This window comes from Sporosarcina sp. Marseille-Q4063 (genome assembly GCF_018309085.1).
GTDB lineage: Bacteria > Bacillota > Bacilli > Bacillales_A > Planococcaceae > Sporosarcina.
The window spans coordinates 3,931,045-3,955,037 of sequence record NZ_CP070502.1; the positions used below are offsets into that span (position 1 = coordinate 3,931,045).

Annotated in this window: 31 protein-coding genes; 21 read left to right on the top strand and 10 right to left on the bottom strand. The window is 39.3% G+C overall.

Annotation, left to right across the window (positions count from 1 at the left end):
• The first annotated feature begins 10 nt into the window (after positions 1 to 10).
• On the top strand, positions 11 to 1,552 hold the full coding sequence (locus JSQ81_RS19690) for a class I adenylate-forming enzyme family protein (RefSeq protein WP_212605664.1): 1,542 nt from the start codon (positions 11 to 13) through the stop codon (positions 1,550 to 1,552).
• Positions 1,553 to 1,776: 224 nt separating this feature from the next.
• Here JSQ81_RS19690 and JSQ81_RS19695 read toward each other — a convergent pair whose 3' ends face one another.
• Positions 1,777 to 2,580: a VLRF1 family aeRF1-type release factor gene (locus JSQ81_RS19695; RefSeq protein WP_212605665.1), complete on the bottom strand. Its 804-nt coding sequence runs from the start codon at positions 2,578 to 2,580 to the stop codon at positions 1,777 to 1,779.
• Positions 2,581 to 2,710: 130 nt separating this feature from the next.
• Entirely contained in the window at positions 2,711 to 2,857 is a 147-nt protein-coding gene (locus JSQ81_RS19700; protein WP_212605666.1) for a YfhE family protein, read from the bottom strand.
• 124 nt (positions 2,858 to 2,981) lie between these two features.
• On the opposite strand from JSQ81_RS19700, the gene JSQ81_RS19705 reads away from it, so the two are divergent.
• From JSQ81_RS19705 to JSQ81_RS19735, 8 genes are all read left to right on the top strand, one after another.
• Positions 2,982 to 3,212, top strand: coding sequence for a group-specific protein (locus tag JSQ81_RS19705; protein WP_212605667.1), 231 nt, complete (start codon positions 2,982 to 2,984; stop codon positions 3,210 to 3,212).
• A gap of 166 nt (positions 3,213 to 3,378) precedes the next feature.
• Entirely contained in the window at positions 3,379 to 3,576 is a 198-nt protein-coding gene (locus tag JSQ81_RS19710) for a hypothetical protein (RefSeq protein WP_212605668.1), read from the top strand.
• 255 nt (positions 3,577 to 3,831) lie between these two features.
• Positions 3,832 to 3,954 (top strand): hypothetical protein, encoded by a 123-nt coding sequence (locus tag JSQ81_RS20135; protein ID WP_256437720.1) that lies wholly within the window; start codon positions 3,832 to 3,834, stop codon positions 3,952 to 3,954.
• 282 nt (positions 3,955 to 4,236) lie between these two features.
• Entirely contained in the window at positions 4,237 to 5,412 is a 1,176-nt protein-coding gene (locus JSQ81_RS19715) for a hypothetical protein (RefSeq protein WP_212605669.1), read from the top strand.
• 33 nt (positions 5,413 to 5,445) lie between these two features.
• On the top strand, positions 5,446 to 5,652 hold the full coding sequence (locus JSQ81_RS19720; protein WP_212605670.1) for a hypothetical protein: 207 nt from the start codon (positions 5,446 to 5,448) through the stop codon (positions 5,650 to 5,652).
• A gap of 5 nt (positions 5,653 to 5,657) precedes the next feature.
• Positions 5,658 to 6,236 carry a YwqG family protein gene (locus JSQ81_RS19725; protein ID WP_212607757.1) on the top strand — a complete coding sequence of 193 codons (579 nt, stop codon included), beginning with the start codon at positions 5,658 to 5,660 and terminating at the stop codon, positions 6,234 to 6,236.
• A gap of 38 nt (positions 6,237 to 6,274) precedes the next feature.
• Entirely contained in the window at positions 6,275 to 6,499 is a 225-nt protein-coding gene (locus tag JSQ81_RS19730) for a hypothetical protein (RefSeq protein ID WP_212605671.1), read from the top strand.
• 19 nt (positions 6,500 to 6,518) lie between these two features.
• Positions 6,519 to 7,406, top strand: coding sequence for an aminoglycoside phosphotransferase family protein (locus JSQ81_RS19735; protein ID WP_212605672.1), 888 nt, complete (start codon positions 6,519 to 6,521; stop codon positions 7,404 to 7,406).
• 52 nt (positions 7,407 to 7,458) lie between these two features.
• Here JSQ81_RS19735 and JSQ81_RS19740 read toward each other — a convergent pair whose 3' ends face one another.
• From JSQ81_RS19740 to JSQ81_RS19755, 4 genes are all read right to left on the bottom strand, one after another.
• Positions 7,459 to 8,310 (bottom strand): S1C family serine protease, encoded by an 852-nt coding sequence (locus tag JSQ81_RS19740; RefSeq protein ID WP_249336588.1) that lies wholly within the window; start codon positions 8,308 to 8,310, stop codon positions 7,459 to 7,461.
• A 123-nt stretch (positions 8,311 to 8,433) separates the two neighbouring features.
• Positions 8,434 to 8,958, bottom strand: a complete 525-nt coding sequence (locus JSQ81_RS19745) for a type 1 glutamine amidotransferase domain-containing protein (protein ID WP_212605673.1) — start codon at positions 8,956 to 8,958, stop codon at positions 8,434 to 8,436.
• Between the two features lie 74 nt (positions 8,959 to 9,032).
• Positions 9,033 to 10,388: a tripartite tricarboxylate transporter permease gene (locus JSQ81_RS19750; protein ID WP_212605674.1), complete on the bottom strand. Its 1,356-nt coding sequence runs from the start codon at positions 10,386 to 10,388 to the stop codon at positions 9,033 to 9,035.
• Positions 10,385 to 10,831, bottom strand: a complete 447-nt coding sequence (locus JSQ81_RS19755; RefSeq protein WP_212605675.1) for a hypothetical protein — start codon at positions 10,829 to 10,831, stop codon at positions 10,385 to 10,387. The genes JSQ81_RS19750 and JSQ81_RS19755 overlap by 4 nt, the downstream gene beginning before the upstream one ends.
• A gap of 162 nt (positions 10,832 to 10,993) precedes the next feature.
• Here JSQ81_RS19755 and JSQ81_RS19760 point away from each other — a divergent pair, with 162 nt between their 5' ends.
• Together JSQ81_RS19760 and JSQ81_RS19765 are read left to right on the top strand one after the other, a co-directional pair.
• Positions 10,994 to 11,215 carry a transcriptional regulator gene (locus JSQ81_RS19760; RefSeq protein WP_212605676.1) on the top strand — a complete coding sequence of 74 codons (222 nt, stop codon included), beginning with the start codon at positions 10,994 to 10,996 and terminating at the stop codon, positions 11,213 to 11,215.
• Complete coding sequence (locus JSQ81_RS19765) at positions 11,215 to 11,553, top strand: YolD-like family protein (protein ID WP_212605677.1); 339 nt, start codon at positions 11,215 to 11,217, stop codon at positions 11,551 to 11,553. The genes JSQ81_RS19760 and JSQ81_RS19765 overlap by 1 nt, the downstream gene beginning before the upstream one ends.
• Positions 11,554 to 11,664: 111 nt before the next feature.
• On the opposite strand, the gene fdhD is transcribed toward JSQ81_RS19765, so the two are convergent.
• Positions 11,665 to 12,453, bottom strand: a complete 789-nt coding sequence (gene fdhD, locus JSQ81_RS19770; protein ID WP_212605678.1) for a formate dehydrogenase accessory sulfurtransferase FdhD — start codon at positions 12,451 to 12,453, stop codon at positions 11,665 to 11,667.
• Positions 12,454 to 12,585: 132 nt separating this feature from the next.
• Here fdhD and fdhF point away from each other — a divergent pair, with 132 nt between their 5' ends.
• The 9 genes from fdhF (at position 12,586) to JSQ81_RS19815 (ending at position 21,067) form a co-directional block, all read left to right on the top strand.
• Positions 12,586 to 15,519, top strand: coding sequence for a formate dehydrogenase subunit alpha (gene fdhF / locus JSQ81_RS19775; RefSeq protein ID WP_212605679.1), 2,934 nt, complete (start codon positions 12,586 to 12,588; stop codon positions 15,517 to 15,519).
• Between the two features lie 6 nt (positions 15,520 to 15,525).
• Positions 15,526 to 16,008 (top strand): helical membrane plugin domain-containing protein, encoded by a 483-nt coding sequence (locus tag JSQ81_RS19780; protein WP_212605680.1) that lies wholly within the window; start codon positions 15,526 to 15,528, stop codon positions 16,006 to 16,008.
• 86 nt (positions 16,009 to 16,094) lie between these two features.
• Positions 16,095 to 17,531 (top strand): DEAD/DEAH box helicase, encoded by a 1,437-nt coding sequence (locus tag JSQ81_RS19785; protein WP_212605681.1) that lies wholly within the window; start codon positions 16,095 to 16,097, stop codon positions 17,529 to 17,531.
• A 156-nt stretch (positions 17,532 to 17,687) separates the two neighbouring features.
• The gene (locus JSQ81_RS19790; RefSeq protein WP_212605682.1) at positions 17,688 to 18,152 is read left to right on the top strand and encodes a COG4315 family predicted lipoprotein; all 465 of its coding nucleotides are present in this window, start codon (positions 17,688 to 17,690) and stop codon (positions 18,150 to 18,152) included.
• 127 nt (positions 18,153 to 18,279) lie between these two features.
• Positions 18,280 to 18,831 (top strand): RNA polymerase sigma factor, encoded by a 552-nt coding sequence (locus JSQ81_RS19795; RefSeq protein ID WP_212605683.1) that lies wholly within the window; start codon positions 18,280 to 18,282, stop codon positions 18,829 to 18,831.
• On the top strand, positions 18,824 to 19,489 hold the full coding sequence (locus JSQ81_RS19800; RefSeq protein ID WP_212605684.1) for an anti-sigma factor: 666 nt from the start codon (positions 18,824 to 18,826) through the stop codon (positions 19,487 to 19,489). Before JSQ81_RS19795 ends, JSQ81_RS19800 begins: the two co-directional genes overlap by 8 nt.
• A gap of 27 nt (positions 19,490 to 19,516) precedes the next feature.
• Positions 19,517 to 20,416, top strand: coding sequence for a DUF899 family protein (locus tag JSQ81_RS19805; RefSeq protein ID WP_212605685.1), 900 nt, complete (start codon positions 19,517 to 19,519; stop codon positions 20,414 to 20,416).
• Positions 20,417 to 20,477: 61 nt separating this feature from the next.
• The gene (locus JSQ81_RS19810; RefSeq protein WP_212605686.1) at positions 20,478 to 20,648 is read left to right on the top strand and encodes a zinc ribbon domain-containing protein; all 171 of its coding nucleotides are present in this window, start codon (positions 20,478 to 20,480) and stop codon (positions 20,646 to 20,648) included.
• A gap of 44 nt (positions 20,649 to 20,692) precedes the next feature.
• A complete protein-coding gene (locus JSQ81_RS19815; RefSeq protein WP_212605687.1) occupies positions 20,693 to 21,067 on the top strand; it encodes a hypothetical protein in 375 nt (124 codons plus the stop codon).
• Positions 21,068 to 21,121: 54 nt separating this feature from the next.
• On the opposite strand, the gene JSQ81_RS19820 is transcribed toward JSQ81_RS19815, so the two are convergent.
• On the bottom strand, positions 21,122 to 22,078 hold the full coding sequence (locus tag JSQ81_RS19820; protein WP_212605688.1) for a polysaccharide deacetylase family protein: 957 nt from the start codon (positions 22,076 to 22,078) through the stop codon (positions 21,122 to 21,124).
• 64 nt (positions 22,079 to 22,142) lie between these two features.
• Positions 22,143 to 22,475: a DUF5658 family protein gene (locus JSQ81_RS20270; protein WP_371812479.1), complete on the bottom strand. Its 333-nt coding sequence runs from the start codon at positions 22,473 to 22,475 to the stop codon at positions 22,143 to 22,145.
• Positions 22,476 to 22,673: 198 nt separating this feature from the next.
• Between JSQ81_RS20270 and JSQ81_RS19825 the strand changes: the two genes are divergently transcribed.
• On the top strand, positions 22,674 to 23,198 hold the full coding sequence (locus JSQ81_RS19825) for a DUF420 domain-containing protein (RefSeq protein WP_212605689.1): 525 nt from the start codon (positions 22,674 to 22,676) through the stop codon (positions 23,196 to 23,198).
• 76 nt (positions 23,199 to 23,274) lie between these two features.
• Here the strand turns inward: JSQ81_RS19825 and JSQ81_RS19830 are convergent, their stop codons facing one another.
• Positions 23,275 to 23,991: a 3-ketoacyl-ACP reductase gene (locus JSQ81_RS19830; protein ID WP_212605690.1), complete on the bottom strand. Its 717-nt coding sequence runs from the start codon at positions 23,989 to 23,991 to the stop codon at positions 23,275 to 23,277.
• Between the last annotated feature and the right edge of the window lie 2 nt (positions 23,992 to 23,993).

A 23,993-nucleotide genomic window follows, 5' to 3' on the forward strand; every position in this document is an offset into this window, starting at 1 on the left:
AGTGTTAGCTTTGTTAACAGTTGGAAATATGATGAAACAAAATGCGCTGAAATTCAAAGACAAGCCCGCAGTTATATTTCAAAATAAGACAAATACTTATAGTGAATTAAATGAACGTGCGAACCAACTCGCAAATGCTTTTATTGAACGGGGTTATGAAAAAGGCGATAAAGTAGCCGTTTTGATGAAGAATCATGCGGCGTATGCAGATATTATTGTAGGTCTATCGAAAATCGGTGTTGTCATTGTGCCTATGAACTATCGATTAGTTGGACCCGAAATTGAGTACATACTACAAAACTCAGATAGTAGGGGGCTCATTCTTACTTCAGAGTATGTCGAAGAAGTAAGTTCACTAGAATCAGTTCTTCCGCAACTAGACACAATTCTTGTAGTTGGTGAAAAGGCAAATGATCAAATGATTGGTTATGAAGATTTTATTTCAGAAGCAAAAAAACATGAACCAACAATATCAGTTTCCGAGGATGATATATTTTATATTGGCTATACATCTGGAACGACAGGAAAGCCAAAGGGAGTTGTCATTTCGCACCGGTCCCGTGTTTTAACGGGTATTTTAGCTGCGTATGAGTATAAAATAGATGAATCTGATGTCCATCTTGTAGCGGGACCAATTTACCATGCGGCGCCGTGGATTTTTCTTGTTGCCCAACTACTTGTCGGTGGTACGGTTGTTATTCATGAAAACTTTTATCCGGAAGAAGTTCTTGCAGGCATTGAGAAATATAAAATCACAAATGCGTTCCTCGCTCCGACAATGTATAATTTCATTGTTAATGTAAGTGAGGGGGTAAAAGCCAAATACGATTTATCGTCGATTCGTGTTCTTATATCTGCTGGCTCACCACTTGCAACGAAGTCAAAACAAGATATTCTAAGTTTCTTCAAAAATTCGGATTTGCATGAGTTCTATGGTTCCACGGAAAGTGCTGTCACGCTAAATATTAAACCACCAGATATAAACAATAAGGAGCGAAGCGTGGGTCGTCCATTCCCGCTAGTAGAATGCCTGATTTTGGATGATAATAAAGAATCCGTGAAGCCAGGAGAAATAGGGGAGCTATATTTCAAAGGGCCGTATTTATTGGATGAATATTATAAAAATCCTGAAGAAACAGCTGCATCCTTTTATGGGGATTACTTTTCTGTTGGGGATATGGCAATGCAGGATGAGGAAGGTTTTTATTATATCGTGGATCGGAAGAAAGATATGCTGATTAGCGGAGGAGTTAATATCTATCCGCGAGATATCGAAGAGGTGCTTTACAATCATCCTGAAATTCTGGATGTTGCTGTCATTGGTGTTCCGGATCCGATTTGGGGAGAGGCAGTTATGGCAATAGTAGTCCCGCGTGAAGGTGCGACATTGACAGAAGAGGAGATAATCCAATTTTGTGATGGAAAAATAGCTAGCTATAAAAAACCAAAATCCGTTACATTTCTACAAGAGCTTCCAAGAAACCCATCCGGTAAAATATTAAAAAACTCGTTAAGGGATAGTTATTGGGAAAAGGAAGAAGGTAAAATTTGAACTAGGGGGTATTCAGGTAAATGTTTAACTTCTTCAAACAGAAATGTGCGATGTGTAAACGTAAAACAAGTGAATTTCAAAGATATCGGATGCCAACCGGGGAAAACGTGAAGTTTTGTTTAGCCTGTTCCGAGTACGCTGAACGGCGCGCTTACAGAAGGGTTTAAAGTAATAAAAACTAACTACCCAATTTATAATTAGGTAGTTAGTTTTTTATCGGCTATTTACTTTTCGAAAACCTGATGAATCACATCATTCGCTTTGCTTTTATTTAGGTTTTTGTAAATACAACTTGCCGGTTTTTCTCGTAAGGTTTCAGCAAACAGATTGGCTAAGTCCGTTTCACCGGATACATGGATTTCATGCCAGCCGCGTTCCTTCTTTAACTTTTCAACAACTTTTTCCATTCCTTTATAGAATCCTTTTATATTCGTTCTTGGTCGAGGTTCCATTGCGGGATTCGAAGTGCTTTTCATTCCCTTGCCTTGATCATGATTAGCAGATTCTATTTTCCGTACTCTCCATCCTTCGACGTTCGAGTCAAATTCGTAAATAAGTTCCTCTTTGACAGCACCCATTGCCGTATCTAAAATTCGAACTTCCCCGTAGCTAGGTAATATAACGCCTGCTTCAGGATACGCTTTGTACATATACTCCATCTCTTCAGTCATGGGATGGTTCTCCCAGTGTAAGCTGGTTTTCACGGGGACTTGCACATAATGAACTGACCATAATTCAGGCTCTATGGATGCAAATATCACGACACTTTTACTAAGGTCATTTTTTTTACCTAGGACTTCTTCCGTTACTTTTTTCTTGAGTTGGCTAAATGCTTTTAATTCTTTTTCATCTTCAGAAGCAGTTATATACTCGCCAATCCGTTTCAATCCATTTTTCAAATGAATTCTCCAACCACCATTTAATTGCTGCGGATCACCAGGATAGGTATTTAAATATACACTCAACACACAGCGGTCGTCCTCGCAGTGAAACTTTTTTAAGGCTTCAAGCTCTTTACTTAATGTCATTTATAGTTAACCCTCCTTAAGTGTTACGATTCGCTATTAGTATGCCCATTATTAAAAAACAATTTATAAGCTGCGATTTTCTGATGTTGAATCAGAAAATCGCAGCATCTTGTACAACATAGAAATCAGGTTAACTTTTGGGACTTTGTGCATTTTTTTCATTTTTTACAGCATTATCAGCCTTTTTAAATTCTTTTTGGTACGTTACCTCTTGTGTAGAACTTAATCCGTTATTTTTTTCAGTCATTCTTTCGTGTGGCGCTTTTTTCTCGTTCATCAATAAATTCACCTCTTTAGTAGCTTTTCCATATCGGATGATTATTACTCATGAATTTCATTAATAATGGTATGATGTAATAAGAATCAGATTTGAAAATATCTTTAAAAAGGGGTTTATGTAAATGAGTACATGTAATTTGGATCATACTTTGGAGGATGTAACAAAGAAGTTATCCGAACAAAAACCATTTCTTCCGGTGGATTTATTCGAGGAGAGTAATCATTTGTTAGAGCAAAGACCTGATCAGAATACATTAAATGAGTTATTTCATTTGCTGAAAAAATATGATTTGGCATCAGAAGAAGAACGAGCGGGAAGAAATACGGGGATAAGCAAATTAACAAGTAAGTAATAGTGGAAGCATAAATCAAATTATATAAAAGCGCGGCTTTTCTTACAATTGTTTGTAAGAAAAGCCGCTTTTTTAATGCCAATGATTGCCCGTAATTTGCATGAATTATATCTAATGACTAAGCCATATTAATTAGGAACGAAAACGAATAAAAGGAGGGTATATAATGGGAAATGAATTTAAAGGAGCTAGTAGAAACTCCGGTTCTTTACCGCAAACACCAAAGAACCAGAAGATTAAACCCAGTAAAATGAGAGAAGAAATTTCAATGGAACTTGCCGAGCTTGGGAACTTGAATCCCAAGCACGAACCGATGACCCCAAATCAACGACAAAAAAGGGAGTCAGAAAAAACGTATAAATAACTGAAGCTCCATCGGTTTGGACTTCTTTTTTCAAGAGAAATTTTTTTGCCGAAGAAAGGTGATAAACTTTCCTTCGGTTTTTTATTGCTTTGCCGACTTCATTTTTTATTCATTACGGAATTGGGAAAGAATGGTTCAATAGTCTAGTTATTTTCGCACTATAGAACGGGAGTTCGGTTTGTGGTACAATGTTTTTACAGTAGCTGTACTAGCAGGGTGGCGGTTGGTCACTTCCTTCATATGGAGGTGATACCGATGTCAATTTACGAATCGATGAATTTACTTTTTCATCTTGCATCCATATTCATGGCTTTTTTTGCAGTAGTAATTACATTGGTGATTTTCTTTGCAAAAAGAAATGACCGTCCCCCTCGGTAAGGTGTGACGGTCATTCTATGACTTCAACCGGGCCAACCGCTCTTCTTGCGGTATCACAGTTGCTAGCCGAGTGTTGCATGCACTCGGTCTCTTAAGGCTACGCAATTCTCCTTTAATTATACCCAGTGATTTTTAAATAATCAAATGACCCTAGAACTGAAATTCCTCCCTCATTGCTTTTACATTCTCACAAACTCTTAATAGTTCTGTCATTGCTCATTACAAGTGGTTATAATTAAAAAAAAAGTGGATTTTTTTGGTGTGAAAAGAGGAGAGCAAATCATGATAGATATTCTTGTAGAACGAATTTTATTATTTCTGCCCAATGTGAATTTAATTCAATTGAAAATTGAACAAACGGAAACCGATGAAAATAGTTTTGAAGTTAGCGATAGACGAAAAGGAACTACATTTTTATATATCGTCATTAATGAAGACAACAACTTAGAATCTTTTTCGGTCGATACAGATTATTTTAATCAAGTGAGTACCGTAGAAAAAGAGAACGTTATAGAACTCTCTCGTAACATCGTCAATGAATTTATTATAGATGACTGTGACTTGCTGCATTTATCCGCAGCAATAGATTTTGACGGGTATTGGTTGATTGAATTTATTCGAAAAGATTCGTTTATGGGGTTAGAGTTACCGAATTCAGGTGTATCAATTCAAGTCGATAAAAATGGACTGGTTTCTGGAGCAACTTTTATTAATGAACCTTTTGAAATTGAGGAACCTGTCATGACAATAACAACCGAAGATGCGAAACAGCGTTATCTAGACGAACTCATCTTAGCCCCGATGATTTGCCGTTTTGACACTGATTTTATTGGTGCGGATGACGAGTACCATTTGGTTTACGCCGTAGAGGATTTTGTCATGGATGTTGGTACCAATGGTGAAATACATACGATTGAAATGTTCGATGTGCAAAAGGCGGAGTATATAGAGCTATCGCTGGTTGAAAAATCTCTTGATAAAGATTGTATAACTGCATGCAATCAATCAATCCTATTTTTACAAGGTCAATACAAAAATGCTTTAGATAATTTCCGTTTACTAAAAGAGGACTATCAAGACTTAGAGGATGAAGATTCTCGTTTTCGATTCACGTTTCAACGATTTGAGCGAGGGATTCGGGTGGGGAATGCTACCATCAGAATAGAAGTGGATCCACAAACACTTCTAATTACCGATGTTAATACAGATTCCGAAGTATTAGTGGACCTATCTCAAATTACGAACCAATGTACAATTCCACTTGAGGAGGCTATTGAGATTTATGGTAACGCACTAGAAATGGAACTATGCTGGTCAAAAGAGGTTGAGGATGATCAAGTACTTTATAAGTTGAACTATTTATCTTCATTCCCGGAAACGGTTGGACATATGCGGGCAATCGATGCGACAACTGGAAAACCATGGATTATCGATACATCATATATGGAAGAGTTTTGATAATTATCTAGGATGAGAAGGGATGATTGTGTGATGAATATTGACACTACTCTAGAACAATTTAATCTACTTCATAAGAAAGCAGCATTATTAAAAATTGCTGCGTCGTCGATTGGAATTACAAAAGAAAAAACGGATGAAAAAGATATACAACTTGGTAGATCTAAATTTGGAGGCATGCCTGATTTACCGACACATTTGTCGTTTCCAAAATACGAAAATGGTAGCTTACTTTTTTAGCACAAATTAATTTATCAGAAGCAAAATCATATGACAAAGAAAGTCTTTTTCCCGAAACAGGAATCTTATACTTCTTTTATGACATTATCGAACAGCCTTGGGGGATGGATAAAGAAGACGAGGAAAGTTTTCAAGTTTATTATTTTGATGGTGATGCACGGGAGTTAGCGCGTACTCCTTATCCTGAAATTACTGAAGATTATTTTCCTATACCAACTTATAAAATAATATTTACAGAAATAGTAACCTTTCCGGAGGAGCTTAACGGTTTAGATTTAACTGAAGATGAATTGTATAATTACTACGAATTCAGGGAAAGTAGTCAGCCGAGACATTATATGTTTGGTGAACCATTCAACATTCAAAACAATGTGTTTGAAGAAATTATTTACTATGAAAATGAAGCAGAAGCCGATGGGAAAATAAAATTAAGAAATAAAGAATTGGTTTTGCTATTTCAAATGGATAGTGATGATTTAAATGTAATGTGGGGGGATTCTGGTACAATTTATTTCTGTATCGATAAAAAAGATCTTGAGAACAAAACGTTTTCGAAGACGAAATTTACGCTTCAGTGTTATTAAAGGGATTCGACTTGAAAGGGAAAAGGAGGCAATTTATATTGTTTTTCAGAAAAATGACCGAACCTGAAATTGTTAACAGTAAGAAAGGTCAATTACTTGGATTTTTTACGTTTGCTATTATGTTATTCGTTAATATTATCTATCATGAGATAAGTGAAATCGAGTTATTCTCCAATTTAACCATATTAATGGTGGGATTGGTCGTTGCTTTCGGCTACGAATTTATTTTGAATATGAAGGATAAATCAAAAAAGAAACGTTGAGTTGATTGGGGGGAAATCAATGGATATTCATTCAATACCTTTTTTGAAAAATAACTCATCATTCGAATTTATCAATGAAGGATTTTCGACTGATGAGAAATGGTGCGTGGATCATACATATTTAGTACGAATTTCTCCAAATGGCGATCGAGAGCGTTTAGAAATGCAGGCAAATTTGACAAATGCTGCCCATGAAAATGATCCACACATTCCTTTCGTGCATGAAGTAGGGGTTCATGATGGCAAAACTTATATGATTTTGGATTACATCAAAGGTGAAAGTGGGCGAGTGGTGCTACCGAAACTAAGTAAGGATATTCAATACCGAATTGGTCAGCAAGTGGGACAAACACTATACAAGATGCATCAGATTACTGCTCCTGATAGCTATCCATCTTGGGATCATCGTTTGATTTCTCAAGTTGAGAGATTATTACCGCGGTTTGAAGACATTGCTACTGGCAATAAACGGTATGAAAAGGTTGCTCGTTTTGTCATGAATCATTTGCATTTAATTGCTGGGCGTCCTAGTTGTGTTCAGCATCATGACTTTCATCCAGGAAACATTTTGATTCATGGAGAGCAATTTACTGGTTTGATTGATATGGAAAAAGTTAGATACGCGGACCCCATGAATGAGTTTAAAAAGATGGAGTACTTTAATGTACCTATAAGTAAGGATTATTCCCGTGGTGTATTTGATGGATATCATGATAACGCACCCATTCCGACTTCTTTTTGGGAATTGCATAGATTGTACGCAGCGATTCATATTATATCCGCAGAAGTTTGGGCCAATGAAATCGCGCTGGATCAGCAAGATAGGTTCAAAACTTATACGGATTTTACTATAAATCAATTTGATGATTTCAATCTACTCATCCCAAAGTGGTATAAAGAAGATTGAAGTAAATTCATGCGCCCAAAATCAAGCCGCGGGCGCAAGAAACAATTCGCTGTCATTCAACTGCATTATAATACTCATCAATCGGCACAAATAATCCAACTTTGCCATGTGCTTCATCTTTCATAGTTGCGAATACGACACCAATTACTTCACCGCTCCGATTTATAACAGGGCTGCCACTATTCCCGCGATAAACAGGGGCTTCCATCATAATGACTGGAACATCCCAATCGGTTAATTGGGTATAATCAATAATTGTTCCTTCATTCGCGATACCTTTAAAACTCAGCGGATTTCCAATGAAATAGATTGGTTCGTGATCAATAAACGTTGTTTGATCCGCGAGTTCCAAAAACGGCAAGTTTTCAGCATCGATATCTAATATCGCAAGGTCGACAGACGGATATGTATTCACAACATTGGCTGTAAAGCGACCCTCATCGGGAAACACTACTGTGACCACGGAATTTCCTTCAATGACGTGATGATTTGTCAGTATCGTTCCATCGCTCGAGATGTTGAAACCTGTACCTTTACCATCTTCCGTAACAACCACCACAACGGCTTCTTTATAAGTCGCAATATCTTCTTGTTGCGATAACTTCATCGATGTTCTTAAAAAGTCGATTGCTGGAATCGAATAGATTTCAAATACGACTGAAAATGTACTTACGAGCATCATGATCGACATCAACCAAAAAATCCATTTTGGGAAGGAATGTCTTGGTTTGGAATTTGTTTTTTCAAGAGATGCTTTGTAGAGTGCTTCCCGCTGTGCTTCCAACACGAGTTCCTGTAGTTCTTCATCGCTGATATCTCCGTCAACTTCTGGACTGCTTTCGTCATCAATTATTTCGGTATCATCTTCAATGTTTTTTCCTTTCTGATCGCTCTTTGAATCCACGCGCTCACCCCCGACTAAAACACTTTGCACTATGTACAATTATACACAAACGAGAGCGGGAAGGGATTATTCAAAAAGAAAACCCAGCACTGCGATTGAAGCAGAGCCGGGTTTTACAATTTTCTATTTCGCAGCAAGTACATCTGCAAATGCTTTTACATATGGCGGTAAATCAGGTGGACGCTGACTGGATACAATATGACCGTCAACAACGACAGCTTCATCGGTCCAGTTTCCTCCTGCGTTCATCATATCGTGTTTAATGCCAGGCGTACTTGTTACATTTACGCCTTTTAAAATGTCAGCTGAGATGAGTACCCAACCAGCATGACAAATTTGGCCGATTGGTTTTTTAGCATCATCCATAACGCGAATGAAGTTCAGAACCTCTTCATATCTTCTTAATTTATCAGGCGCCCATCCGCCCGGCACAAGAATTGCGTCATAATCTTCTGCGCGAATATCGGAAAATTTATAGTCAGATACGGCTGGAACACCGTACTTTCCAATATACGTTTTTCCTTTTTCTAATCCAACCAAATGAACGATTGCACCTTCTTCACGAAGACGATAGATTGGATACCAAAGTTCTAAATCTTCAAACTCATCTTCGACAAGGGCGATGACTTTCTTATCTTTTAGTCTCATTCAAATTCCCTCCTTTACGAGTAACCTACAGTTTACCAGTAATCCAGGGCCAGTTGAAATGGAAGGCCTTGCAATCAGATTCCGAACATCGTTAACATAATCCAGGCTGATGCGTAAAACACCATAAATTGCACGCCTGCGCCGATGCCCAAAATACGATTCAACAGGCCGCCAACTGCAGCTACTGTAAATGTTAAGACGATGCCGACGACTTGTCCCTCATGGAATGCCAAAAGACAGGCTAATCCTATGAACATCGCGACGATCGCTTCTTGGCTAATATACTTCATGACCAAGACAGAAGCTTTACGTGCATAGTTCATTGTAAACGGATAGGCAATTAATGCGGCCACGATAAGACCAATCGCGCCGTAAAGGAAAAACTCCCAAGACGTTAAATAGGTATGCAAGTTGTTGACTGGGTCTATTGTAAAAACGGGCGGCGCAATAAATAGTGGTGATGCCGGGCCTAAAGCAACGGGACTTAACGGAATCCCGAAAGCGATTAATGGAATGATTGTTTCTGCGATATATGTAGATTCCGTAACACCATTCATAACAGCTAAGCTAGTCGTTGATTTTTTGTAAGCGCCTTTTGTTCGAGAACCGACAATTTCTCCCATAAGAGACGTCATTCCAACGGGACTAAAAACAAACGTGAGTGACGAGATGAAAGTAGTGACCGCCGTGAAGAATTTTTGCTCCCCCGATAATATTTTCAACGGATTTGGGAAAAAACCTTTCCACATCTTTGTTTCAGGTGCCAATTGATACTTTTTCGGTTCATTTTTTTCGATTGCTCGTTTTGCGCTGGATGAAGTAGCGATGAGTATATCAGAAAACATGGGACCGATTGCAATCCCTAGGAAGAAACTGATGGCTAAATGTTTATCTAATATGCTGAAGCTAATCATGTCTAGACTTTTAATGAAAAATGCAAAAGGAATGATCATTAATACACTGACCCATCTACCTTGAGAAAAGAAAGCGATTAATACGGCAGCGATTGTAAAGATTATGCCGGAAGAAGATTTAAAGAAATCAGCAAACTGACCTAGAAATTGTCCCAATAATACAGCTGTCGGAAGTGCGATAAAAGCACCTATAATCCCGCCGGAAATCATTTTTCTAAGTGCCACATGGGGCATGCCCATTCTTCTTAACGTGTTTGCATGATCAACTAATGGAACCGCCGTAGTGTCACCGGGAATCCCCATCAACGCAGTAGGAACAGCATGGGTTAAGTGTTTCGCTAATACTGCCGCCATGAAAAACGAGAAAATCGCCGCTGGCGGAGCGCCCAATAAGACGACTAATAAAGTCAATGGAACCATTACCGCTGTTTCATCCGTCCCGGATATCAAACCAATCAAGGAAAAAACAACAGCGCCTATAAAGGCAAATAATATGGCGGTCATGAGTAAACTCATTTTTTATCGTCACCACCCAATGCTTCGAAATGTTTTAACACACCGAGTTCTTTTAATTCTTTTTTTGTAATCGGATCATTTTCAATCAATTTTAATTCCTCGCGGGGATTCAATTGTAAATCCTCAAAAACATCCCTCATGCTTTCGTATGAAGTTTCTTCTTCTAATAAAATACGTTTAGGCTTGAAGATTATTGAACATAACGCTAAAGATAATACAGTACCTACAATCCCAAGAAGTAGGGAATATGACGCAACCATATTTTCACTGGCGATTGCGGGGAAAATTCGGAGGCCGATATTATATCCACCTAAGCTAATGCTGACGCTTAATATAATTGCAAATAATAACTGATTGGGGACAATGGTGTCGCCTAATATCTCCAAAAACTTTTTCTGTCCTTTATTTGTTGAATCATTGTCATCGTGTTGCTGCCGGGACATTCACTTCACCTCTCTAAGTTGTCTTGTGTTAAGCAAAGCCAATTATACTATTTTACCTCTACGTGTGAAAGGTATTTAGCTTTAGTTTCAATAAATCGTATAATTTTCCCAGTTGCAATACGAACGTATATTCCATATAATGAAGAAAAGGAGGGAACACCCGTGCGTATCAAGCTGATTAATTCGATGAAGTATAGTGAGTCACTGGACATGATTTATATTGCAAATAACGGTGTAATTAGTAAGCGAAGAGTCAAGGTTATTCAAATTGAAGAGGGGACTTTCCGAGCCTACTGTTATTTGCGTAAATCAACCAGAACTTTCAAAATCGACAATGTGCTTGCGCTAGTTCCTGTGATCCAAACTGAAAGCATGGTGATTTAATGTACAAAAATATTCGTGACCGCGGAACGAAGAAATGGACAGCAATGATGTTGCCCGAGCATGTGGAAGCGTTAAGGGAGTGGATGGCCGAAGATGACTACGTTGAGAAGCCGGAATTTGATGATTGGGAGTTAATTTTAATCCAAGAAGAAATCGAACGTAGCCTTCAAAGTGGGAGTCCGGTAAACATCCAAACCTGGAAGGATGGAAAGGTCATCACTTTTGAAGGAGTTATCAGCAGAATCGATATCCGCTTGAGACAGATTTTGCTTGTAACCTCATTTGAAACAACTCGTATTTCGGTGTCGGACGTGATCAGAGTTCAAGTCTTGGATTGAGTTTTTAAGTGGGATATAGAAAAGAAGCATCGTGTCAAAACGATGCTTTTTGTATTTGATAAAATCTAGGATGGCAACCTTGTCCCCGTTATGAATTCGACAACATGCTGCCTAAATAATAATTCGTTCTGGATGCGTATATAAGTTAAAAGAGCCATCCCTGATAAAACCAACCGTGGTGATGCCTAAATCCTCGGCGAGTTGTAATGCAAGTTCAGTAGGAGCTGATTTCGATAAAACTACCTCGCACCCGATTTTTGCAACCTTCAAAAGGATTTCAGAAGAGATTCGGCCGCTAAACACAATCACTTTATCGTCGACGGGAATATTGTTCTTCAAACAATGCCCATAAATTTTATCCAAAGCGTTATGGCGCCCGATATCCATTCTTGATAAAACAATGCCGTTTCGATCGCATAAAGCCGCGTTGTGGACCCCGCCGGTATGCTGAAAAAGTTTTGCCGAATTCTCCATTTCTGCCATTAGCGAAAAGCATTCCTCGGCCGTTAAAGTAACGCGGGTTTCCGTCATTATTTTAGCTGTGAGTGCATCATTCGCAAACACAAATCCTTGTCGGCTCATCCCGCAACACGAGGTGATATAACGTTTGCTTTGTAACTTTTCATAAAAAGGGTAGAGTTTATCTGTTTTTATATGGACGTATCCCAGCTCTTCTTGCACCCATATCTCTTTAATTTCATCATATTTACCGATTACTCTTTCAGAAGCCAAGAAGCCGATAACCATGTCTTCGATATATTCGGGCGTGCAAACGATAGTCATAAATTCTTTGTCGTTAATTTTAATCGTGACGGGGTGCTCAACAGCGACATTGTCTTCTTTTGGGTGAAAGCTTCCTTTGGAAAAACGCAAAACATTTCGTTTTTGAATTTTCTTCACTGAAATCCCCCTTTCATCAATCCTGAAACTTATCTATTTATCTATAATACTAGAATACATTGTCTATTCTAAAAATATCAACTACAATTATAGTAAAGCTTATTCTGTATTAGTCAAAGGGAGGCGCATTCATTGTCAATTAAGATTGATGGGGAGAATTTTAACTTTCAAGAAGGAATGACAATACTTCAAGTAATCAATGCATTTAAAATTGAACACCCGCAAATTTGTTATTTGCCGGAAGTAGACCCGATTGAAACATGCGATACATGTATTGTCGAAGTAGACGGTGAGCTACTGCGCGCTTGTTCGGCAAAAGCCGTTTCGGGAATGAACATCTCACTTTCGTCCCCGAACGCGAAGGAAGCGCAAACAGAGGCGATGGACCGAATTCTCGAAAACCATTTACTCTATTGTACTGTATGCGATAACAATAACGGCAATTGCAAAATACACAATACAGTAGGCATGATGGAAATTGAACATCAAAAATATCCTTTTGAACCTAAGTGCACAGAGGACAGTGTCGATTTTACACATCCGTTTTATCGTTATGATCCAAATCAGTGCATCGCTTGCGGCCAATGTGTGGAAGCTTGCCAAAACTTGCAAGTGAACGAAACGCTGACAATGGATTGGGAGCGGGATCGCCCGATTGTTTTATGGGATAACGGGGCGAAAATCAATGATTCGTCCTGTGTCGGTTGCGGCCATTGTGTCACGGTCTGTCCTTGTAATGCGCTAATGGAGAAGTCGATGCTCGGTGAAGCTGGATTTATGACCGGAATGAAAGAAGAAATCATGTCGCCGTTAATTGACTTAGTAAAAGATGTAGAACCAGGTTATAGCGGGATTATGGCGGTTTCAGAAGCAGAGGCAGCCATGCGTGAAACGAGAACGAAAAAGACGAAAACGGTTTGCACATTTTGCGGAGTCGGCTGTACGTTTGAAGTGTGGACGAAAGACCGTAAAATTTTGAAAATCCAGCCCGTTTCAGAAGCGCCCGTAAATGCGATTTCCACTTGCGTTAAGGGGAAGTTTGGTTGGGACTTTGTTAATAGCGAAGAGCGGCTAACAACGCCGTTGATCCGTCAAGGTGATTCCTTTGTCGAGGCTACCTGGAAAGAAGCGTTGGACCTTGTGGCTTCAAGGCTCGGGGAAATTAAAAAGGAATACGGGAAAGACGGGGTCGGGATCATCTCCTCCTCGAAGATCACGAACGAGGAAAATTATGTCGTTCAAAAACTAGCACGCCAAGTATTTGAAACGAATAACGTGGATAATTGTTCCCGCTACTGCCAATCTCCTGCGACGGACGGGTTATTCCGTACAGTCGGCATGGGAGGGGATGCCGGAACGATTAAAGATATTTCTGAAGCTGGCCTCGTCATTATTATCGGCGCGAACCCGGCTGAAGGCCATCCCGTTCTAGCTACACGAGTAAAACGCGCGAATAAATTACATGGCCAGAAATTGATCGTCGCGGATTTACGGAAACATGAAATGGCAGAGCGTTCCAATATTTTTATCAGTCCAAAACAAGGAACCGACCAAGTATGGCTCATGGCGGTAACAAAATATATGATAGACCAAGGTTGGCATGATGAGAAATTCATAAAGGAAAATGTTCATTCATTTGATGAATTTAAAGACGTATTGGAGAAGTACACACTTGATTACGCAGAAAAAATGACTGGAGTGTCAAAAACTCAGCTTATCAAAACGGCAGAAATGATTCATCAAGCAGATGGCACGTGCATTTTATGGGGAATGGGCGTGACGCAAAATACCGGCGGTTCGGATACGTCCGCGGCTATTTCGAACTTGCTGCTAGCCACGGGGAATTATCGTCGACCGGGTGCCGGAGCCTATCCGCTTCGCGGACATAATAATGTGCAAGGCGCTTGTGACATGGGTTCACTTCCGGGATGGCTACCTGGTTATCAGCATGTGACGGACGATAAAGCGCGCCGGAAGTTCGAGAAAGCCTATGGCGTTAAAATCGATCATAAACCGGGGCTTGATAATATCCAAATGCTTCAAGCGGTAGAGAGCGATATTATGAAAGCGATGTATATCGTCGGGGAAGATATGGCGCTTGTCGATTCGAATGCGAATTATGTGCATGATATGCTCTCGAAATTGGAGTTTCTAGTTGTTCAAGATATTTTCTTTTCAAGAACAGCGCAATATGCAGATGTGATTTTGCCGGCAGTTCCATCGCTTGAAAAAGACGGGACATTTACGAATACAGAAAGACGCGTGCAACGATTATACAAGGCGCTTCCAGAATTGGGACAAGGAATGGCAGACTGGTGGATTGTCCAAGAAATTGCCAATCGACTCGGTGCTAATTGGAACTATAGTCATCCAAGTGAAATCTTCGCGGAAATGGCAAGTTTATCGCCGCTCTTCAGCCGGGCGGATTACAAAGTGATGGAAGGCTGGAGTAGTTTCTTATGGGGAAGTTTGGATGGTTCGAGTACTCCGCTGCTTTATGTGGACGGGTTTAATTTCCCTGATAAAAAAGCGCGTTTTGCATTATCGGATTGGGTAGAGCCGGTCGAGTTTCCGATCGAGTATGATCTCCATATTAATAACGGGCGTCTGCTCGAACATTTTCATGAAGGAAATTTAACGAATAAGTCGGACGGAATCCAATCGAAAGTGCCTGAAATTTTCGTGGAAGTCTCGCCGAAACTTGCGAAAAAACGAGGGGTGAAAAGCGGTTCGATCGTTCGCTTAGTTTCCCCGTACGGCGCTTTAAGATTGCCTGCCCTTGTAACGGATCGGGTCAAAGAAAACGAACTATTTTTACCGATGAATTCAGTGGAAAAAGAGTCGGCCATTAACTTCTTAACCGGTCCTGCAGTCGACGAACGCACGAATACGCCTGCATTCAAACAGACAATGGTGCGGATGGAAGTCATTCAGCGGGACGGGGAATCCCCATTGCCAAAATCAAACCATCGAAATAAAAAACGAAATCCAAGGCCGGGAATTGAAGTCGAGAGAAAATGGGCAAAACCAGGATATATCCACTTAACGACTAATGATGAAGGGTGATGTTATATGGCAGCGCCGATTACTTCTATTAAGGTGAAAGAATTAACAGCCGAAGAAATTCAAGATGAGAAACTGTTAGAGCTTCAATTATTGCTCACCAAACAAGAACAAGCGATCAATAAAATTCTTGAAATAACAGGCGGTTTGGATGATGCTGGCGTGCTTGATGCAGTGAATGCGATGGTCAAAGCGAAAGATGAAATCGCTGAAATTGCTGTCGGTCAAGTATCCCGCGAACCGGTAACTAATTTGATTAATCATGTAATCAATGCATCTGGCATGCTGACAGCCATAAGTCCCGATGTTACCGAAAAACTAGCCGCAAGTGTGAAAAGTGGCTTTAATGAAGCGGAATTATATGATGGAAACAACGAAACGATTGGTGTATTTGATTTGATAAAGTCATTAAAAGACCCTGATGTCAACCGTGCCGTTAAATTCGGATTACATTTCTTGAAAGGGATGGGAAAAGGATTGGATGGGGAATAATAGTGACATGATACCCCTTAATTCCTTTTCTCTAACTCCCGTATGTGGGATAATGTAACAAGAATGAAAGGTTGGTTAGAAAAAGAATGACATTTAAAGATTATCAATTAAGCACTGAAATTATTCGAGCGTTGGATAAACTTGGGTATTCAATACCTACAGAAGTACAAGAAAAAGTAGTGCCTGCCGCGCTCGAAAGAAAAGATTTAGTCGTCAAATCACAGACGGGCAGCGGAAAGACTGCGGCATTTGGAATTCCGATTTGTGAAATGATCGAATGGGAAGAAAACAAACCGCAGGCCTTGATTTTGACGCCTACGCGTGAACTCGCGGATCAGGTGAAAAAAGACATTACGAATATCGGTCGTTTCAAACGGATTCGAGCGGCAGCTGTGTACGGAAAACATCCATTTAATTATCAAAAAGAAGAGCTCAGACAAAAATGCCATATTGTCGTCGGAACGCCCGGTCGTGTATTTGACCATATAGAGAAAGGGACGCTTGTGCTTGATGAAGTAAAGTGTTTAGTTCTCGATGAAGCCGATGAAATGTTGAATATGGGCTTTATTGATCAAGTCGAGTCGATTATTAACAGAGTGCCAAAAGACAGAATGACAATGTTTTTTTCCGCAACACTTCCGGAAAATGTTGAAAAACTAAGTCAAAACTATCTAAAAGATCCAAAACATATTGAAATAAAATCGACAATCACATTGACCGATAATATAGACCACTCACTATTTATTGTTGAGGAACAAAGAAAGTTCGATTTATTGCGGGATGTAACAATCGTTGAGAATCCGGATAGTTGCATATTATTTTGCAGAACGAAGGACCGGGTTGATGAACTAACGACGCAACTCGAAAAGCTGCATTACACATGCGATAAGCTTCACGGCGGCATGATGCAAGAAGATCGATTTGCAGTCATGGATGATTTTAAACGGGGAGAATTCCGCTATTTAATCGCGACTGATGTGGCGGCACGAGGAATTGACATCGACAACATTACGCATGTCATTAACTATGATCTACCGCTTGAAAATGAAAGTTACGTGCACAGGGTCGGCAGAACTGGACGTGCCGGGAACAAAGGAAAAGCGATTACGTTCGCCACACCTAACGAGGATAGATTTCTCGCTGAAATCGAAGACTATATTGGATTTGAAATTCCAAGAAGAAAAGCACCGTCGCGACAATCTGTTAATGAAGCGATGGATGCATTCACCATAAAATTGGAAAGCTTGCCCGAAAGAAAAAGAGATAAAAGCGAGTTAGTGAACCAGGATATAATGAAATTGTATTTCAACGGCGGCAAAAAGAAAAAGCTACGTGCATTCGATTTTGTCGGAACAATTACAAGTATTCCAGGCATTACCGCTGAAGATATTGGCATCATAAAAATCCAAGATACCGTGACTTATATAGATATTCTGAACGGTAAAGGGAAACTTGTCTTAGCTGAGATGAAGATGAAAACAGTCAAAGGAAAGAAATTAAAAGTTCATAAAGCGAAGAGATAAAAAAATGTCAGACCTCCGAAATGGAGCGTCTGACATTTTTGTCTTTTGAAATACTACTCGTATGTCTAAAATTTATAAATAAAATCAAACCGTTTACGTTTCTTAATCGTTTCCTATAGTGAACACATAAAAACTATGAGTGTGGGAGGAAAAATGATGAAAAATTGGTTTTTAGGAATTTTGTTGTTGATGGTGCTTATGGTAGTTGCTGCATGTGGAGCTGATGATGCGGAGACAAACAAGAATGCGGATAAAGGTAACGAGTCGGATGGACCAGCTTTACAAGTTTTATCGAATGACGAAGCTGGTGAATATCTAGCGGATGATAAAGGAATGACACTTTATTATTTCACTAAAGATGTCGAAGGAAAAAGTAATTGTACTGAAGACTGCCTTGCAAATTGGCCTCTTGTAAAAGCCGGCGAATATGAAGTACCAGATGGATATGACAAGGCAGACTTTGGCAGCATCACACGGGAAGACAACGATGAAGAACAGCTGACGTATAAAGGTTACCCGTTATATTACTTTGTGAAGGACGAGGCACAAGGGGATGTAAATGGGGAAGGCGTCAAAGATGTTTGGTACATTGCTAATAACCAGACGGAGTTCGGAAATTAATTGGTTTACAGGAGAAACTTTGATAGTTTCTCCTGTTTTTTGTATATTCATAACTTTCTTCCCAGAAGGCGGCCTTCTTGATATGATAGAAGAATAAGAAAATTCACTGAGGAAGGGGTGCAGTTGTGTGCATACAAAAAGCGATGAGGATCTGTTTCGATTAGTTCGAAAGAAGAATCGGAATGCACTTGAGGAATTATATGACCGTTATGGAAAGCTCGTTTTTAGTTATGCATATAAATTTTCCAATCATCAAGTAGAAATGTCGAAGGAAATTACACAACTTGTCTATTTAAGGTTATGGACGACTCAAAGTCACTACGATGCGTCAAAAGGTAAATTCATTAATTGGCTCCTGACAATTACGAGGAATATTTGTCTAGATTATGTAAAAAAAGAACAGCGATATAAAATGCAAAACGACGAAGTCACGATTCAGCGCATGGCAGATCCGAAAAATGAAGTCGATGAACATGTCAATGTTCAGCTGATTCAGTATGCGAAAATGAAGTTAACAGAGAAACAGCGACGTTTAATAGATCTTCTCTATTGGAAAGGCTGCACGCTCCAGGAAATCGCTAGAATTGAACAGGAGCCCGTTGGAACAGTTAAAAGTCGGCTTCACCAATCGTTGAAAAAATTGCGTTTATACATAGGAGAGGAGGAGCGGTATGAATAACGACAAGAAAGAGAATCAGGAACAATTTTCTTCTTCTGATGACGCCCTCCAAAATGAAGTTCAGGGGGTGGAGAAGAAAGTGTGGGAAGCGATGCATTTTGACTTCGAAATAGTTGACGAACCGACGGGGTTAAAAGAGGATGTCCTGAATTTTGCATTTGCACAAGATGCTCAAAATGAAACGTTATGGGAAAGGGTAAGGTCTTACTTCCAAAAGGTGGGGACCCAATTCACACCGCTGACAGCAAGTCTTAGTATTACGATGTTGTTTTCTATTATCTTCTTGGCTACACAACTTATTCAGAATCCGACAGAAGGATTCAATGAGATAGCGTCATCCATGACATTGAATGCTGCGGAAGGAGACCCAGGAGAAGTTTACGGCCATGCGTATTTAATAAATAAAAATGGCAATGAGGAGCTCGTCATAAATGTATCCGGTTTTCCACAAACAGAAGGAAAAGAAGTTTACCAAGTTTGGTTGATTGATAACAGTAACCGTCAAAGCGCAGGTGTTTTTAAACCCGATAAAGAAGGAAACGGTATACTCACTGTAAACATGTCAAAATATAATGCATTTAATAACATCGGAATTACGCTTGAGCCGGATGCCGATGGAAAACAACCAAGAGGGAAGAAAATTGTTGGAACATCGTGAAATAATAAAGGGGGAAGAACAGAACTTATGGAAAGAAGCAACCTATTAAATCAAATTGAACAACTGGAAAGAGAAATCTATGAGAAGAAAAAACAACTTTCAAACTTGAGACTGTCAGTTCCCGAACAACCTGTCGGAAATTATGAGTTTGAATTAACCGATAACGAGAAAGTCTCTTTACTTGATTTATTCGGCGATAAAAATGAGTTAATTGTCGTCCACAATATGGGGAAGAGCTGCTCATATTGTACAATGTGGGCGGATGGTTTTAATGGAATTTATCATCATTTGATTGACCAAGCAAGTTTTGTTGTTGCTTCTCCGGATGCACCAGAAGTACAAGAGAATTTTGTAGCGGAGCGAAAATGGCGATTCCCAATGATTTCAGTAAAAGAAAGTTCATTCACGGAGAATCTAGGTTTTCAAAAGGGAAAAAGTATGCTTCCAGGCGTATCGACATTTCGTAAAGATGATCAAGGTCTTATTTACCTTCATGCCCAAGCACCGTTTGGACCTGGAGATGATTATTGTGTTACTTGGCCATTATTCGATCTTCTTCCTTCAGGCGCAAAAGATGTAAAAGTGAAGAAAAAAATACACACCGATTCCGACTTCCAATTGACAAATAATGTTGCGGTAGGCGTCACTAATTATGAAGAAGCAATTAAGTTTTATCAAACGGTTTTTGGTATGAGAGTTGAAAAAACCTTTGAGAATGAAACGTTGCTTTCAATGAGCGGTACGAATTTCTTCATCGAAAAGGGAGAAAGTAATACCGTGTTCTTCGAATTCGCAGTCAATGATGTGGAGTCTGTCAAACGTATTCTTTTGGAAAACGGATGCACAATTACTAAAGAATATAATGAAAAAAGCTTAATGATTTCTGATCCTTTTGGGATGAGGTTTCATTTATTTGAAAGTGTCTAATTAAACGTGGATACTATAGTTATCGTAAAATAATCCTGAACAACAGAAAAGGGGCAATCGTATGAGTTTAAGACCATGTCCGTCTTGCGGAAATAACGTATCCAAACAAGCAGAATTCTGTCCGAATTGCGGACATCCATTTGAAACAAAGAAAGGGAAGAGTAATGGAATCACATTTTGGGGTGTAGTTGCGGCAGTCGTTATAGCAATCCTCATTATTTCATACTGTTAAAGATGTTGAAAAATATCTGCGATTTATTCAAAACGAGCAAACTGATGCGAATGAGTTTTTTTGCTGGGTGTGGAGCATTTCTAGTTTATATATTGAACAAATATTACTTTCGAGATTTGCTTAATTGGTCATTTAGTAAAAACTATTTGAATGATGTACTCGCCGGTATACTTATTGTCGGGATTGTTAATGTATTGTCAATCATGGGAAATCAAAAAAGATTATTGCTGATAAGCCTACCGCGAATCCTCGTTTTCACATTTCTTTGCGGCGTATTTTGGGAATATGTCACGCCTTTATATTTACATTATAGTATCTCGGACCCATACGACGTCGCGGCGTATATGTTTGGCGGATTTTGTTATTGGATAATTGTCCGTATTGCCCAATACAATACTCGGAAATTCATGAATGAATGAAACCGTTGCAGCTGAAGTTGTATTTTCAGTTGCAACGGTTTTATATTGAATATATTATTGGGACTCGATTCGTTCTTCACTCATTAATTCAGAAACTGTTCCAAGAACATAACCTTTTTCTTGAATGTCTCGAATCATGCTATCCAAACCTTCGGCCGTGGGTCTCGTGGGATGCATTAATATCATCGTCCCGTTTTCAACTTGGGATGTGACGCGATTCACCATTTCAGTGGTTGAAGGATTTCTCCAATCGACTGTGTCAGCGGTCCACAGAATCGTTAGCATACCGAGTTCACGTGCTACAGTGATTGTTTCTTGTTTAAAACTCCCGCTTGGAGGAGCAAACCATATCGGTTTAACCCCAAGCGTTTCTTCGATTACATCATTGGTCTTTTTTAATTCAATCTCCGTTTCCTTCGGAGATTTATGTTTAAGGTCAGGATGGCTGTATGCATGGTTACCGATTTCGTGATTTTCATTAAAGATTTGTCTTGCTAAGTCAGGGTTCTTTTTCACCCAACTTCCATCGAAAAAGAATGTTGCTTTCACCTTATGTTCGTCCAAAGTCTTTAATATTTGTGGAAGGAATTCGTTGCCCCAAGCAACGTTAATCAGTAAGGTCACCATCGGTTTTTCGGGATTGCCTCTATAAATAGGTGAGGGCGGCAGATCTGTTAAATGAATTTTTGGTGGAACTTTATTATATACAAGTTTTTTTGCATCAAACTTGCTGCTCTCCCACATTGCCAGATAACTTTCTTCTACATCAACGGTTAGTCCGTTATAGCCGGGTATTGCTTTCCAAATCCGATCAAGTTTCGCGTCGATGGGTTCAGCATTATTCAGTTTGGCATAGGTTCGAATTTCATCTAGCAAATTCGGACTTTCGTTATGTGTCGCAACCATAGTCGGGCGTTGAAGTTCATTCACAGGAGACGGTTTTGTAATAAATTCAAGGGAAAGAATGACAAAGCCTAAATATAATACGGAAAGTAGGATTGTTTTTTTCATAATATCCTCCGGTTGTTATTTCCGTATTTATTCCCCAAATTACATATTCAATACGCTATATTCATTAATTTACGATTGCCAATGAAATCCAGAAAAAATGGAGAAAAAGTACAACAGTATAAAGGATGACTGCAGAGCTAATTAATACCTTTAAATACTTTTTTGGTTTTATTTTGGATAATAGTAATAGGAGAAATAATGGGAGACTAATTTTCAGAGCGTAAAATCCGAACACGCTTGTATCGTAGATGGATTTCATTATAGGGTTTGCTTCTGAAATGTGATTTTGGCGTATACCAATATCAGTGAACAATGAATCTAAGAAGGCTAATAGTATAAGCAATAGAACAACATACTTAAAGTTTGTTTTTGGTGTGGTTTGAGGGTAAACATCCATTGGGGTACTCCTTTCTCAAAACTATTTACTTCGTTTCTTTAAACTGTGCAATTAAATCATTGTTTATGCTTCAATGTATTCACCTTGGACAAGTAAAAGAATTGACATGTTTTCGAACTTTCTTTGTAAAACGGCAGTAATGGACCATTTGTGATAAACTTTCTTAATAGGATTAGAGAAAGAGGAGTGAAAGTATTTATGAATAAAAAGCGTAATTATAGACCGTTAATTATTACTCTTTCCATCATATTAATAGGGGCTATCGGAGTTTTATCGGGAATGCCGGGGGCTGAGGATTTTGATGCGTTTGATGTTACAATTTTGCCACTAATGAATGCGATATTTAATACCTTCACATTCTTATTTTTAGTTTGTGCACTGATTGCAATATTAAAGAAAAATGTAACTGTCCATCGTCGATTTATCTATGCGGCATTTGTTACAACGTTTCTATTCTTGATTTCTTATGTTATGTTCCATTACTTGTCGCCATCCACACCTTTTGGCGGAGAAGGATTTATCGCTGGATTTTATTACTTCATATTAATCACGCATATTATCCTTGCAGCGGCAATTGTCCCTTTGGCGCTAACTAGTGTTGCACGCGCCTGGAATATGGAAAACGAACGCCACCGGAAAATTGCGCGTTGGACAATGCCGATTTGGCTGTATGTTAGCCTCACGGGCGTGCTCGTTTATATTTTGATTTCGCCTTATTATTAATAGGTGAACGAAAAACAGATTTAAACACAAAAAACGCCTTCTAGATTTTTCTAGAAGGCGTTTTTGTTGAGTTATATTAAGGGTTTGTTGACCATAAACCAGCAGATTTGAGGAAAACACGCGGGTGCAGTTTTAACTGCGCAACCATCAATTCAGCAAGATCTTCTGGCTGCATGACGTTTTCTGGATTACCATCAGTAAGATTTTCAGCAAATGCTAAGTCAGTGGCAACCGTACTTGGTGTCAGTGCAGTAACGCGAATGTTATGCTTTCTAACTTCTTGCATTAAGGATTCCGAGAGGCCTAGAACACCAAATTTCGATGCACTGTACGCGCTCGTTACCGCGCCTCCTCTTTCTCCAGCAGTCGAAGAAATATTAATGATATCACCCGAGCTTTGTTCAATCATGCCTGGAAGCACAGCTCTTGTTACATAATAGGTGCCCATCAAGTTTACATCAATCATACTTTTGAAATCCTCTGGGGATTGTTCGAGGAATTTAGCGAACTTTCCAATTCCCGCATTATTAATCAAAATATCAATCGAGCCAAGTTCAGATTTTATGTGATCAACCGCAGCGGTGACAGACTCGTTATTTGATACGTCAGCTGTAGCCATTGTCACTTGAACGTCGTATTCTTCTAATTCTTTAACGACATTCTCCAAGTTGGCGGATGTTCTGCCAACGAGTCCTACATTGACGCCTTCTTTAGCGAAAGCAATTGCTGTTGCTCGTCCGATACCTCTTCCGGCTCCAGTAATTAAAGCTGTTTTACCTTTTAAGTTTTGCATGA

What these genes read in the sequence shown, in the direction of transcription:
- JSQ81_RS19695 (WP_212605665.1), bottom strand. Translation starts at nt 2,580, where the DNA reads ATGACATTAAGTAAAGAGCTTGAAGCCTTAAAAAAGTTTCACTGCGAG.
- JSQ81_RS19700 (WP_212605666.1), bottom strand. Translation starts at nt 2,857, where the DNA reads ATGAACGAGAAAAAAGCGCCACACGAAAGAATGACTGAAAAAAATAAC.
- JSQ81_RS19705 (WP_212605667.1), top strand. Translation starts at nt 2,982, where the DNA reads ATGAGTACATGTAATTTGGATCATACTTTGGAGGATGTAACAAAGAAG.
- JSQ81_RS19710 (WP_212605668.1), top strand. Translation starts at nt 3,379, where the DNA reads ATGGGAAATGAATTTAAAGGAGCTAGTAGAAACTCCGGTTCTTTACCG.
- JSQ81_RS20135 (WP_256437720.1), top strand. Translation starts at nt 3,832, where the DNA reads ATGTCAATTTACGAATCGATGAATTTACTTTTTCATCTTGCATCCATA.
- JSQ81_RS19715 (WP_212605669.1), top strand. Translation starts at nt 4,237, where the DNA reads ATGATAGATATTCTTGTAGAACGAATTTTATTATTTCTGCCCAATGTG.
- JSQ81_RS19720 (WP_212605670.1), top strand. Translation starts at nt 5,446, where the DNA reads ATGAATATTGACACTACTCTAGAACAATTTAATCTACTTCATAAGAAA.
- JSQ81_RS19735 (WP_212605672.1), top strand. Translation starts at nt 6,519, where the DNA reads ATGGATATTCATTCAATACCTTTTTTGAAAAATAACTCATCATTCGAA.
- JSQ81_RS19745 (WP_212605673.1), bottom strand. Translation starts at nt 8,958, where the DNA reads ATGAGACTAAAAGATAAGAAAGTCATCGCCCTTGTCGAAGATGAGTTT.
- JSQ81_RS19750 (WP_212605674.1), bottom strand. Translation starts at nt 10,388, where the DNA reads ATGAGTTTACTCATGACCGCCATATTATTTGCCTTTATAGGCGCTGTT.
- JSQ81_RS19755 (WP_212605675.1), bottom strand. Translation starts at nt 10,831, where the DNA reads ATGTCCCGGCAGCAACACGATGACAATGATTCAACAAATAAAGGACAG.
- JSQ81_RS19765 (WP_212605677.1), top strand. Translation starts at nt 11,215, where the DNA reads ATGTACAAAAATATTCGTGACCGCGGAACGAAGAAATGGACAGCAATG.
- JSQ81_RS19780 (WP_212605680.1), top strand. Translation starts at nt 15,526, where the DNA reads ATGGCAGCGCCGATTACTTCTATTAAGGTGAAAGAATTAACAGCCGAA.
- JSQ81_RS19785 (WP_212605681.1), top strand. Translation starts at nt 16,095, where the DNA reads ATGACATTTAAAGATTATCAATTAAGCACTGAAATTATTCGAGCGTTG.
- JSQ81_RS19790 (WP_212605682.1), top strand. Translation starts at nt 17,688, where the DNA reads ATGAAAAATTGGTTTTTAGGAATTTTGTTGTTGATGGTGCTTATGGTA.
- JSQ81_RS19800 (WP_212605684.1), top strand. Translation starts at nt 18,824, where the DNA reads ATGAATAACGACAAGAAAGAGAATCAGGAACAATTTTCTTCTTCTGAT.
- JSQ81_RS19805 (WP_212605685.1), top strand. Translation starts at nt 19,517, where the DNA reads ATGGAAAGAAGCAACCTATTAAATCAAATTGAACAACTGGAAAGAGAA.
- JSQ81_RS19810 (WP_212605686.1), top strand. Translation starts at nt 20,478, where the DNA reads ATGAGTTTAAGACCATGTCCGTCTTGCGGAAATAACGTATCCAAACAA.
- JSQ81_RS19815 (WP_212605687.1), top strand. Translation starts at nt 20,693, where the DNA reads ATGCGAATGAGTTTTTTTGCTGGGTGTGGAGCATTTCTAGTTTATATA.
- JSQ81_RS19820 (WP_212605688.1), bottom strand. Translation starts at nt 22,078, where the DNA reads ATGAAAAAAACAATCCTACTTTCCGTATTATATTTAGGCTTTGTCATT.
- JSQ81_RS20270 (WP_371812479.1), bottom strand. Translation starts at nt 22,475, where the DNA reads ATGGATGTTTACCCTCAAACCACACCAAAAACAAACTTTAAGTATGTT.
- JSQ81_RS19825 (WP_212605689.1), top strand. Translation starts at nt 22,674, where the DNA reads ATGAATAAAAAGCGTAATTATAGACCGTTAATTATTACTCTTTCCATC.
- JSQ81_RS19830 (WP_212605690.1), bottom strand. Translation starts at nt 23,991, where the DNA reads ATGCAAAACTTAAAAGGTAAAACAGCTTTAATTACTGGAGCCGGAAGA.